Below are 11,577 nucleotides of genomic sequence, written 5' to 3' on the forward strand. Positions count from 1 at the left end.
CAGCACCACGACCAGTACGTCACCGGCAGGAGGCACCACCCAGCATGTCGACCCGCAGCACGCAGGCACAATCGGCCGCCCCGGCGGCGCCCGCAATCGCGCCACACACCAACCCGCCCCTGATCCCGCCGCAGCACACCGTCCCGGAGCTTCCCCGGCAGGCGGCGGACGGCCACGTCCGGCCCGCCCCCGCCGATCCCGTCGCCGAGGAGGAAGCCGGCGGGGCGCGCTGATGGGCAGGAGGAGATACCGGTACGACGACCGGAGAAATCGGTACGACGACGACCGGGTTGAGGACGTCTACGGCCAGAGTGCCGGCGCGATCGGCGGCCTGATCATCGTCCTGGGCATCCTGTACGCCATCAAGGACCGGACGGGCCTGCCGTGGCCGGCCGCGGTGCTCCTCACCGTGGGCGTACTGGTCGGGCTCGGGTATCTGGCCTGGCGGATCAAGACGGAAGTCGTCCGCAGATGGGCCAGACAGCCCGCTGAAGTGTCGTCCGAGGTCCTGGCGCAGGAATCCCCCGCGGGCGGGGACGTGCCCCATCCGGAGCTGACCCGCGCCCTCGTCCGTACGGGGGCGATCGGGAAGGACGACGTGATCCCCCTGCACGACGTCGACACCAGGGTGTTGGACGTCGGGACGCAGTACACGTTCCTCCTGCCCGAGGGCGGCACCCACGAGGACGTGGCCAAGCGGCTCGGCCCGATCGGCTCGATGCTCGGCGTCACCCGGCTCCACCTGAAGCTGGAGACCTCCCGGCACACCGAACGCGAAGTACGGCTCCTGGTCCTCAAAGAGCCGCCGTTCAGCCGCCTGTTCGCCCCGCCGAGCCGCGAGCAGATCCGCGCCTTCGAAGGGATTCCCCTCGGACACGACGTCACGGGCGCGCTGTCCGGCGTGGAGACGTTCGACGGAGCCTCCATGCTCATCGCGGGCATGAGCCAGATGGGCAAGACCACTCTGCTCAACGGGCTCATCACCTGCCTGTGCGTCGCCTACGGCGATGACTTCGACATGATTTTGCTGGACGGTAAATTCATTGGCCTGGCCAGGTTCGCGAAAATCGCCCTGCGCTACGAGTCGTCCACCGAACCGGCCGTCCTGGAAAACATGCTTGATGACCTGATCTCCGAAGTGGATAATCGGTACGCGGAGATCGAGAAAGCAATCCGGGCGCGGCAGCAGAAGCCCCGGTTCAGGCGGCTGTTCTTCATCGTGGACGAGGCGGCAGACTTCTATGCGTCCAACGGCAGCAAGGAATCCCGGGAGTTGGTTTCCCGGGTTGAGGACAAGTCGCGGTACGTGGTCGCCAAGGCACTTGAGTCCGGTGTCTCCGTCATCTTCTTGACGCAGCGTCCGGACAAGGACGCGATCCCGGTCAATGTCAGGGCTCAGTTCCAGTACCGGGCGTGCCTGTACGTTGACTCCGAAGGCGCCGCAAAGGTCACCCTCGGTGATTCGTACTTCACCACGATGGCGCCGATCAACCCCGTGCTCCTCAACCCGAAGCACAAGGGTCAGGCCGTGTTGTTCGTGCACGGGGCGTCCACCCACATCCGGGGATTCAACTTCCCTGACGACTTCATTTGGGACGTCATCGACGAAGCGCATGACCGGCGCCAGAAGCACCTCAGCGCGGCCCCGGACACCCCGCTGAAGAAGGCAATTGACGTGCTGCGGGACAAGGGGGTGGAGTTCATGGCCACGGCCGATCTGGCACCAGCACTCGGGATCACGGAACCCCGGGCCGGCGAGCGCGGAAAGCAGCTCTCGAAGCTGCTGGGCGTCTCGCCGGGAAAGGACGAGTCGGGCGTGGTCCGCGGCTACTGGCTGTCCGACCTCACCACCGCCTTCAGGGCCGGTTCCTGACCTGCCAGCAGTCCGCTGGGAGCCCGCTGAGCACCCGCTGGAACCCGTCCAGCGGCGGGCCCGAACCGCTCCCCGGACGGGTCTCCAGCGGACCGCCAGCGGACTCCCAGCGGACCCGGAAACAACCGCTGAACAGGGAGAACACCGAAAACAGCAGGGAGGGGGAAGGTTTGTTGAGATCTGGCACCGCAGCGGTGGCGGTCGGCGCGGGGGCGACCGTGCTCGTCATCGGGGGCGCGCTCGTCCAGGCCGCCGGCGACGACGCGGTCCTGAACACCGCGCTCAGCCTGAGTGTTCCGTCCAAGTACCGGGCTCTGATCGAGAAGGCGGGCAGCACCTGCCCGGACATCACGCCGAATCTCCTGGCCGCACTCCTCAGCCAGGAATCCGGTTTCGATCCCAAGATAAAGTCCCCTGCCGGGGCCCGGGGGATCGCGCAGTTCATGCCGTCCACGTGGGAGAAATACGGAATCGACGGGAACGGGGACGGCAGGCGCGACATAGAGGATCCCGAGGACGCCATACCGTCAGCAGCGGGATACCTGTGCACCCTGGCCAAGGACGTGAAGGACGTACCGGGTGACAAGCAGTCCAACATGCTCGCCGCCTACAATGCCGGACCCCAGGCGGTGATCGACGCCAAGGGCGTCCCGAACATTGCGGAGACCCGGGACTATGTCCGTGCCATCAACGCCCTGGCCAGCCAGGCCAGTAAGGAGGGAGGAAAGGCCGGGACGACCATCACGGCCCAGCAGGGTGTTACTGCCGTGAAAGCGGCTCAGGACATGCTGGGCACCCCGTACTCGTGGGGCGGCGGCGGCCCGTCCGGCCCGAGCACGGGAACGTGCTGTTCGCCCAGGGGCCGTTCCGGGGCCGGTATCAGCGGTTTCGACTGCTCCGGCCTGGTTCTCTACGCGTACGCGAAAGTCGGTATCACCCTGCCTCGCACGGCGGAGGCGCAGTACGCGGCATCCAAGCCTGTCGATCCGAAGGACATGCAGATCGGTGATCTGGTGTTCTACGGATCGAGTGCATCGAGTATTCATCACGTCGGCATGTACATCGGCGGCGGCTACATGATCAACGCCGCGCGGCCCGATACGAAGGTCCGTTTCGACCCGCTCGATTCGATGAGTGACCTGTTCGGCGCCGCCCGGCCTATTCACGGCACAAAGGAGATCTGACCCATGCTCAAGTCTGTCGCCGACTCGGTGCAGCTCGCCAAGCCGACCGATTTCTCCGTCGGGTTCGTCGATTTCTTCAACTCCATCGGACTGACCGGCGCCGGCCTGGTCACCAAGGCCATCGCGGCCGTGATCGCGGTGATCGCCGTCCGCATGCTCCTCCAGACCGCCCACGACCCCCGGCGCGCGCTGCGGACCGGGTCCATGGGCATCGGCACGCTGTTCGTCGCCGTGATCCTGGCGATGTACGGCGCCGACCTCTTCTCCACCGTCACGTCCGGGCGGCAGTAATGGCAAAGGACCCCTGCGACCTGCTCAAGGGATCGCCGGCATACCCGTACTGCGTCAGGAAGGATGGCGGGGGCGGGGGAGGGCACACCCCTCCCGGCCCGGGGAAAGGGCTCACCGACGGAGCCTCCGACCACGTCCAAGATCTCGCCCGCTGGCTGATCGACAAGATCGAAGGGCTCATTGCACCCAACAAGGCGTGGGCGCCGGAGAAGGCCACGGACGAGGTGTTCACGCCGTTCCTGTGGCTCGGCCAGCACCTGGCCGTCGCGATCTTCACGTGCGTGATTGTCGTGTGTGCTCTGTCCGCGTGGCAGGGCGCGCCGCGCCTCAGGCAGTTGGGGTACTCGACCGGCTGGACGCTGGTGGCCGTGGCTGGCATGGTCTCCGTACCCGGTGCCGTGATGCTGCTCAACAAGGCCATCAGCGAAGGCTTCAAGGTCGCGTTCGACTCGGATGAGGCGACGTTGTTCGGCGTCATCCCCCAGGACCTCAAGCACGGCGCGGACTCGGGGAACCCCTTGGCGATCCTGATCATGGTAGCGGCCCTCTGCGTGGCGCTCGGCTTCGCTGCGCTGGTCTTCGTGACGCGCCAACTCGGGATCTTGGCTTTCGTGTGCATGTCGCCGCTGGTGCTCGCGTCCCTGGCACGTGGGGGCGACACCAGCGCCGTTCAGGCGTGGGCGCAGAAGCTGTTGGGTCTGATGTTCGCGCCGTTCGCGCTGCTGCTGGTGGCGCCGTTCGTGGCCCTTGCCAAGGGGTCGCTGGTGGTGGACGGGGTGTTGCTGGTCGCCGCGGATGTCCTGATGCTGCGGATGATCTTCCATGGGGTGCCGTACTTCGGGCCCCGGATGGCCCGTGCCGCGCGGTCGATGGTGGAGAGCCGCACATCCAACCCTCTGGTCCGCAAGGTTGTTCGGGCGGGTGTGCCGGACTTCTACGAGCAGGAGAACAGCCCGCGCGGGCCCCGCCTGGTGACCACCCCGGGCCGGGGGATGGGCAAGGACGCCGACGTCCTGTTCGCCGCCTACGGGGCCAGGCCGCGCCCGCGGCCGGGACGGCTGACGACCAACTCGGTCACCGACCAGATCACCAACGACGCCGCGCGCACCCAACAGCTCACGGAGGCACGCCGCCGCGCCCGCGCCAACCAGCCGGCAGGTTCGCGCGGGACACCCGCCCCCAACTCCAGCTCCAGCCCTGCGTCCGCGTCCGGGCGCACGCCGACGTCGCCGGCGCCCGGTTCGCCGCCGCCTCGGTCGGGCGGATTGGGCGGCGGGCCGGCTACCCCCTGAAGGAGGGCTCTCGATGTACTCCCTGACCCCCGGCTACCGTGTCCCTGCCGTTCAGCGTGGGCTCAGCCCCGTGGAGGCCGTGCTGACCAAGGTGAACGCCGGGGCGGGGGCCGCGATCCTGGCATCGGTGATGCTGCAGCCGCCGCCCGTCTGGGCGTTCGGCATCGTCGCCGGGATCGCTTCACTGGTCAATGTCGCGCCCGGGCACCGCTCGGTCGCCCGGTGGGCGACGGTCGGGGTGCGGCACTGGCGCGAGCGCCGCACCACCCCCGCCCTGGCCACCAGCGCGGGCACGACCAGGACGTGGACGCTGTACCCGCACCACGGCACCATGCAGGACCCCTACCTGCGGGAGAACTTCCACGCGATGTTCGCCCGCGCGTTGACGTTCGTGGCCGGCCAGGCCCGGACCGCGGGCATCCAGGTGCACGTCGCCCACCACGCCGCGGTGGGCGACTGCACCGACCATGAGCAGACGGTGTCCGTGCACATCCCCAAAGGGCTCATCGGGCAGCCGGAGCGCGTTCTCGGCACGATCGAGGGCGAGTTCGCCGCGCTCGGCGTCCTGACCCCCGCCACCCCCCAGCCGGTTCCCGCCGTGATCGACCGTTCCGGCACCTGGGCCGCGCTGGAGGACGGCCGGTATGCGGCCACCGCGCGGATCACCGGCTGGCCCGCCGAGACAGGCGGCGACCTGATGCCCAAGCTCCTGCTCGGCCAGGACGCCAACCGCCCCGGAGAACGTGCCGCGGACCGCTCCTTCGCCATGCTCTACCGGCCGCTGCCGGCCGCGCAGTCCCGCCGCTCCGCGAAATGGCAGGCCGCCGCCGGCGCGGCCTTCCCCACCGACACGATCAAGAAGGAAGCGAACGAAGCGGCCAGCGACACCGTGCGCGACGCCCTCGTGCAAGGCTCGTGTCTGGTCGACGTCGACGCCTACCTGACCGTGTGGGGCGACAGCCCCGAAGAGGTCACGGCCGCCCGCTGGAACGCTTCCCTGACCGCCGACCGGCACCGCATCTCCCTGGACTGGCTCACCGGCCAGCAACAGCGCGCCCATGTCATGACCACCCCGCACGGCGCACCCACCAGGAAGGGAGCCGTCCTGTGATCCGTCTGCCTGCAACACAGGCTGCCATCACGGCGCCCCTGGTCGCCGCCAGCACCCGGTTTCCCGGCGTCCCGATCGGCCGCTCCGAGACGGACGGCCGTCCCTTCCGTCTGACCCCGGTCCTGGTCGATGCCGCCGTCCTGCCCGCCACCAACTCTTTGGCCCTGGGCGGACTCGGGTCGGGCAAGTCCACCACGGCTAAGGTGCGGTGCCGCCGCGAGATCCTGCACCACGGCCACCAGTACGTCGTCATCGACTCCTTCGGGGAGGAGACGGCCGCTGGCGAGTGGGGCAAGCTCACCCGATCCCTCGGCGGCCTGGTCATCGAGGCCGGCACCTTCACCCTGAACCCGTGCAGCCCTGAGTTCGGGGCCGATGTACGCGAGCAGTTGATCCGCTCGCTGATCGCCGCGGTCGAGCCCGAAGCGCTCACCCCCCAGTCCACCCATGCTCTCCAGCACGCCCTCAACAGCCCCAAGGCCGACCGGCTCGGCGGGCTGGTCGATGCACTCGTGGCCCCGGAGGACGGACGGTGGCCGGCCGACAAGCTCGCCGCGTGGGGCGAAGGCGTCGCCATCGCCCTGTCCCGCTACACCGAAGGATCGCTGCGCGGCCTCTTCGACGGTCCGGACGCGAGTCTGCCCCCGACCGACCTGCCCATCATCAGCTTCGATTTCAGCAGTCTCGACCGCAACAGCCCCGCGATCCCCGCCCTCATGGCCGCGATCGCCTGCTGGGTCGAGCACGTATGGCTGCGGCAGTCGACCGCCGTGCACCGGCACCTGGTGCTCGAAGAGGCCTGGCAGATCCTCCTCTCCCCGGCCACGAGCGAGCTGATCCAACGGCTGCTGAAGAACTCCCGCAAGGCCGCCTTGTCGCTGGACGTGGTCATGCACACACTGTCCGACCTTGGCGACGGCCGCGCCCAGGACCTGGCCCGGCTCTGCGAGATCGCCCATGTCGGACGCCTCGGTCCCGAAGAGGCCGCCATCGTCGGAGCCATCCTCGGTCTGCCAGGGTGGGCTGTAGCCAAGATTCCGACCCTGGCGCCTGGACAGGCCGTGTGGAAGGTCGGCCCCGACTACATCGACGTCGTCCAGACCACTCTCGACGAGGACGAGGCCCGCCTCACCGACACCTCAACCCGCCGCCGCAAGGCCCAAGAGGCTCAAGAGGCCATGGCCGCCGACGAGGAACCCGCCGTGACCCTGGAGAAGGAGGCGGTGCCCGAAGAGCTCTACGAGGACGAGGACCCCGGCACCGATGACGGGCTGGACTGCGATCTGCCGCCCAACGCGCAGCCCGACCACCGGCATCACACCGCCCTGCAGGCCGCGGCCGAGGGACGGTTCAGCGAAGCGGCCGAACTCGCCGCGCTGGGCGAGCGGGAGGACATCACCGCCCACGGCATCAACTCCCCCCAGGTCGCGGCCTGGCTCCTCACCCGCGCCGAGGTCGCCGAACTGTCCGGGAATCGAGCCCAGGCCGCTCAACTGCGCGCTACCGTCGCCCGAATGGGGAACAACGACGGCACAGCCTGGTTCGAGCACACCGACGACTCCTCCGCCCAATGGCATCGACTCCCCGATCCTCCCGCGCCCGCGCCCACGGCCGGGGACGCCCAGCCCCGGTCCGGCACCCGTCGCCGTACCTGGCCCTACGTCGCCGCCATCGCAGCTCTGGCAATCACCGCAACCGGCGTATGGCAGAAAGCGGAAAACGACACCAGGCGCGATGAACGTCAGCAAAAAGCCGCCGCCTATAAAGGAAGGTCCGGCGCCAGCCTGACCGTTGACTCAGTCGACGCCGACGTAGTCGCCCACTGGACCCGAGACGGAGACGCCGTCATCGTGGAACTGAGATCGTCCTTCAACCCCAACGCCAAATACCTACGCCTCGACGCAGACGGAAAGAGCGCCCAAAGCGTCAAAAAAGACTGGTACCCCAAAAGCCCGGAAATCGAGCTACCGGTCAAAGATCGCAACGCCGATGTGACAGTTCGTGTGGCGATAGGCGGAAAGAGCTGGAAGGAAGGAAGCCGCGCCGCCTCCCGAACCATCAGACTCTCACCGACCGGCGTCGCGTACGACGGAGAGACCGGGGAAAAACTCCCCTCCGACCTCTGACCCACACCAGCTCCTTGAACCTGATCTCGTGGACATGGTGGCGGCGCGGACGCCGGACCTCGGCTGGCCCTCCGCAGGCCAGGAGAACCTGCCGGTCTGCCCGGGCCGTTCCACCATGCGTTCTCGGGCAGACTGGGGATTTGGCCAGACATCGTGGTGAGATCGGGCTGCCAGCAGATCGCGCAGGGCAGGGTCCTTGACCTGCAGCATGAGCGCTGCACACGGCGCGTCGTCGTAGACCGCCGCCAGCCACACCGCCCGTCCCGGACGCGCCCGGACGTGCGCGTGCGACATGTGACCGGAAGCCCGTGTACTGCTGGTGCGCCAGGAGGGATCGATGTGAGCGGTGCGCCGAGGATTGGGTGGGGGCGCAGTACCAGGGGGATCACTCGACTTCCCAAGTCGTCAAGCAGTATGGCCGGTTCGAATCACTGCGTCGCTCGTACAGAGGGCGGCCGACAAGATGCGATCGAGCCGGGCGGGCAGGATTCCTGAGCCGAGGGCGCAGGCGCGGACGAGATCGTGGCAGTCGGTGGCTTGCTCTTCGGCGAGGTGTTCAGCGGCGGGTGAGTACGCCAGGAGTTCACGAGCCGCGTAGCCGTCGCGGGCCGCTCTGATGCGCCGCGCGAGTGCGGCGACGAGCCGGTGGGCTGCTGGGTGTTCGACGCCGATCGTGTCAAGGACCGTGAGGCCGAGGCGGAGGTCGAAGACTGTAGCGCCGGGTTCAGCCTCGTGGTGGAGATAAGCGTTCACCAGGTCCGTCAGCTCTTGATCGTGCAGCTTGCCGGCGGCGCGGCGGCACAGTGCCGTCAGGCTGGTGGTGACGATGTGTTCCCAGGGGTCGCCGGGAGCCGTGGCGGCCAGGAGGTCCGCCGCCTGCTGGGTGTCGCCGGTGGTGAGGGCGGCGATGACGGCGACCTGGCGGCCGTCGAACATCCTCGTGCCCACGCCGCGGTGCTTCTCGATGTGGGCCAGGGCCTCCCGCCAGTGCCCCGCGCCTGTGAGGGTGCGGGTGCCGTCGGCCAGGAGGACCCGCCACAGCCAGGCGCGGACTTCGTGCCGGTCCTCGGCGGTCCGGATGAGCCCGATGGGGACCGTGACGTTGTCGAGCACGACCATCTTGTCCTCGTCGACGGCGTCGTACAGATCGAGCAGGTGTTGGAGGCCGTCGTTGGGGTGGCCGGCGCGGATGTGGAGGCGGGCGAGGTTGACGACGGGTTCGAGGCAGCGGATCGCGCTCATTGCCGGGAGTGGGTAGGCGTCGAGGTAGGCGTCGACGTGCTGGAGGCACAGGTCTCGGGCGAGGTCGGGGAGGGCGAGGTCGCTGGCGAGCAGCGCGGCCTGGTTGAAGACGGTGGAGGCGAGGCCCTGATTGTGCTGTTGCTGGGCTTGGTCGGCGAGTTTGGCCAGTCCCTGGACACGGTCGGGCAGGGGGAGGCAGGCGGGGCGGGGTCGGGCGATGAGCGGGAACCGTGTGGCTAACGGGCCGTGGGCGTCCATCGGGTTCCTCCCGGGCAGCGGTGTTGTCGGGACGATCGGGGGCGGTTCCCGCTGGCGGCGCACCGCGCCGTCAGCGGGAACCACGGGCAGTGCCTATGCGGTCGGGGCGGCCGGCCACTCGATGACGATGCGGTTGAGCGGGGTGTCGAAGGCGAACCGTCCGGGCCGCGGCTCGACGGCGGGGGCGTCGAGGGGCTGGATCTCGAAGGTGGCCTCGCTGGTGCGGTGGTCGCGGTCCCAGGTGCGGACGGCGTCGGCGACCGTCGCGGCCAGTTTGTCGCTGCCGGGTCCGTGACCGATGACGCCGAACTCCCAGAGCTTGCTGCCGTCGGGGGTGGTCTGGTCCGAGAGGCGGCGGGCGAGGTAGGTGACGGCACCCTTGTCGACGGCCGCGGTCGCGGAGGGGTAGGGGTCCTCTACCAGGAGCGTTCCCCTGGCCTCTTGGGGGAACAGCATGCGGATCAGGCCGGACGGCAGCGTGCAGGAGACGCAGAGCTCCATCCACTCCGGGGACTCCCCGGCGCGGACCGTCACGCCGGTCCACTCCTCGGTGCGGGGCTGCTCCAGCACGTCGGCCAGGGCGGCGGCGTCGATCTCCTGTGCCGCAGGGGCCTGGAGGCGGACGGTGCCGTCCGCGCTGAGGGGGACGACGCGGCGGTCGTCGTCGGCGATGCCCCGGCGCAGGGGCATGAACGTGTTCATCGCGGAGCCGGTGGACAGCCATCGGCCGTCGCGCTTCTCGTAGGCGATGGAGCGGGAGACGCTGCCCTTGAGGCGCTGGGGTGCCAGGAGCCTTCCTGCGGGGGTGAGTTGGTCAAGCCAGGCGTGCGGGATGCCGTGCGCGCCGACGGTGGCGATGATCCGGTCGAACGGGGCGCCGTCAGCCACGCCGAGGGCGCCGTCCCGCGTGAGCGCCTCGACGTTGGTGACGCCGGCCGCGGCGAGATGGGCGCGGGTGCCGTCGACCAGGTCGTCATCGATGTCGATGGTGGTGACGTGCCCCTTCTCGCCGACGAGGTGGGCGAGAAGGGCGGCGTTGTAGCCGGTGCCGGCGCCGAGTTCGAGGATGCGCTCGCCGGGCTGGGCGTCGAGCTGGTCCAGCATGAGGGCGACGATGCCCGGCTGGGAGGCGCAGGAAATCGACGTGCCGTCGTCGGCGTACTTGATGTTCACCGGCGTGTCGGCGTAGGCGGCTTCGAGCGACGCGTCGGGGACGAAAAGGTGCCGGGGCACCGTGCGCAGAGCGGCTTCGACGGCAGGGGTTCGGGCGCGCCCGGCTTTCTTGATCTGATCGACCAGGGCATTGCGGAGTCGTTCGGCGTCGGTCTCGTGGGCGGTGATCGTGTCGGTGTTCACCGCGCTGACGCTAACGATCTCGGCCGGGCCTGCGGCTGCTGATGGGGTGTTGTCACTCGATCCCATGACTACCTCTCGTGCGATGTGGGACAGGGCGTGCTGGTCCTCCCAGGCGAGGCCGGCACGGTTGGCGTGGAACATGACGTGATGGGCCAGGACGGCGCGCAGCCCGCGGGTGAGTCGGCCGCCCGTGGCGAGGTCGGCGAGGGCGGCCCCGGTGCTCTCGAAGGCGTCCATCCACGGGGTGTGTCCGGCGAGCGGGCCTCCGGGCCGGCACAGGGCCTGGCCGTCGGCGGTCATCAGCGTGCGCATGGCCGGGGCCAGAGCGGCGGTCCTCTCGGCGGTCAGCTGTTCCGGGGCCGGGCGCAGGGCGGCGTACTTGGCCCAGACGTCGCCCTGCTCGTACCAGTCGAGGCGGGCGGCCCGCATCAGGGCGCTCGCCAGGAGCACGGCGGTCTCCCTGCGGCCGAGGTGCCCGGGGCCGGGCTGGTAGGTGAGCAGGTGGCGGCTGTCCTCGTGGTACAGGGTGTGGGCCGCCTCGGTGGCCCGCGGGCCACCGAAGGTGAACTCCTCGGGCTCGTAGATGCCGGGCATCCAGGAGCGGACGACGCCCTCGTCGAAGAGGTCGCCGAGGAGGTGTTCGATGAGGGGGGACGGCTCGGGGGCGCGGTAGCGCAGGGGCCAGGGCTGTTTGTTCATGTACCACCAGCCGGTGAGTTCCCCGGCGTCCTCGGCGGCGAGCAGCGCCGGGCCGAGGCGTTCGGCGATGGCCCGCTTGGCGCGGTCGCGGTCGGTGAAGACGATGTTGTGCTGTTGCCAGCGCATGACGGGGCTTCCTTCGGTC

At 69.3% G+C, this 11,577-nt stretch carries 9 protein-coding genes; 7 read left to right on the plus strand and 2 right to left on the minus strand.

Annotated features, from left to right (window positions below; all coding sequences use genetic code 11):
• Positions 1-44: 44 nt before the first annotated feature.
• The 7 genes from AB8735_RS38495 to AB8735_RS38525 all read left to right on the plus strand — a co-directional run bounded on the left by AB8735_RS38495 (position 45) and on the right by AB8735_RS38525 (position 7,877).
• A complete protein-coding gene (locus AB8735_RS38495; protein ID WP_372412403.1) occupies positions 45-233 on the plus strand; it encodes a hypothetical protein in 189 nt (62 codons plus the stop codon).
• On the plus strand, positions 233-1,873 hold the full coding sequence (locus AB8735_RS38500; RefSeq protein WP_372412405.1) for an FtsK/SpoIIIE domain-containing protein: 1,641 nt from the start codon (positions 233-235) through the stop codon (positions 1,871-1,873). Before AB8735_RS38495 ends, AB8735_RS38500 begins: the two co-directional genes overlap by 1 nt.
• A gap of 173 nt (positions 1,874-2,046) precedes the next feature.
• Positions 2,047-3,057 carry an NlpC/P60 family protein gene (locus tag AB8735_RS38505; RefSeq protein WP_372412407.1) on the plus strand — a complete coding sequence of 337 codons (1,011 nt, stop codon included), beginning with the start codon at positions 2,047-2,049 and terminating at the stop codon, positions 3,055-3,057.
• A gap of 3 nt (positions 3,058-3,060) precedes the next feature.
• Positions 3,061-3,348 carry a hypothetical protein gene (locus AB8735_RS38510; RefSeq protein WP_372412408.1) on the plus strand — a complete coding sequence of 96 codons (288 nt, stop codon included), beginning with the start codon at positions 3,061-3,063 and terminating at the stop codon, positions 3,346-3,348.
• Positions 3,348-4,640, plus strand: coding sequence for a hypothetical protein (locus AB8735_RS38515; protein WP_372412410.1), 1,293 nt, complete (start codon positions 3,348-3,350; stop codon positions 4,638-4,640). Before AB8735_RS38510 ends, AB8735_RS38515 begins: the two co-directional genes overlap by 1 nt.
• Before the next feature lie 13 nt (positions 4,641-4,653).
• Positions 4,654-5,751, plus strand: a complete 1,098-nt coding sequence (locus tag AB8735_RS38520; RefSeq protein WP_372412412.1) for a hypothetical protein — start codon at positions 4,654-4,656, stop codon at positions 5,749-5,751.
• Positions 5,748-7,877: a hypothetical protein gene (locus AB8735_RS38525; protein ID WP_372412414.1), complete on the plus strand. Its 2,130-nt coding sequence runs from the start codon at positions 5,748-5,750 to the stop codon at positions 7,875-7,877. Before AB8735_RS38520 ends, AB8735_RS38525 begins: the two co-directional genes overlap by 4 nt.
• 405 nt (positions 7,878-8,282) lie before the next feature.
• On the opposite strand, the gene AB8735_RS38530 is transcribed toward AB8735_RS38525, so the two are convergent.
• Both AB8735_RS38530 and fxlM read right to left on the minus strand, forming a co-directional pair.
• Entirely contained in the window at positions 8,283-9,377 is a 1,095-nt protein-coding gene (locus AB8735_RS38530; RefSeq protein ID WP_372412416.1) for a hypothetical protein, read from the minus strand.
• Between the two features lie 93 nt (positions 9,378-9,470).
• Positions 9,471-11,558: a methyltransferase, FxLD system gene (fxlM, locus tag AB8735_RS38535; RefSeq protein WP_372412418.1), complete on the minus strand. Its 2,088-nt coding sequence runs from the start codon at positions 11,556-11,558 to the stop codon at positions 9,471-9,473.
• Positions 11,559-11,577 lie beyond the last annotated feature (19 nt).

The organism is Streptomyces luteireticuli (genome assembly GCF_041519305.1).
In the GTDB taxonomy this organism is placed as follows: domain Bacteria; phylum Actinomycetota; class Actinomycetes; order Streptomycetales; family Streptomycetaceae; genus Streptomyces; species Streptomyces luteireticuli.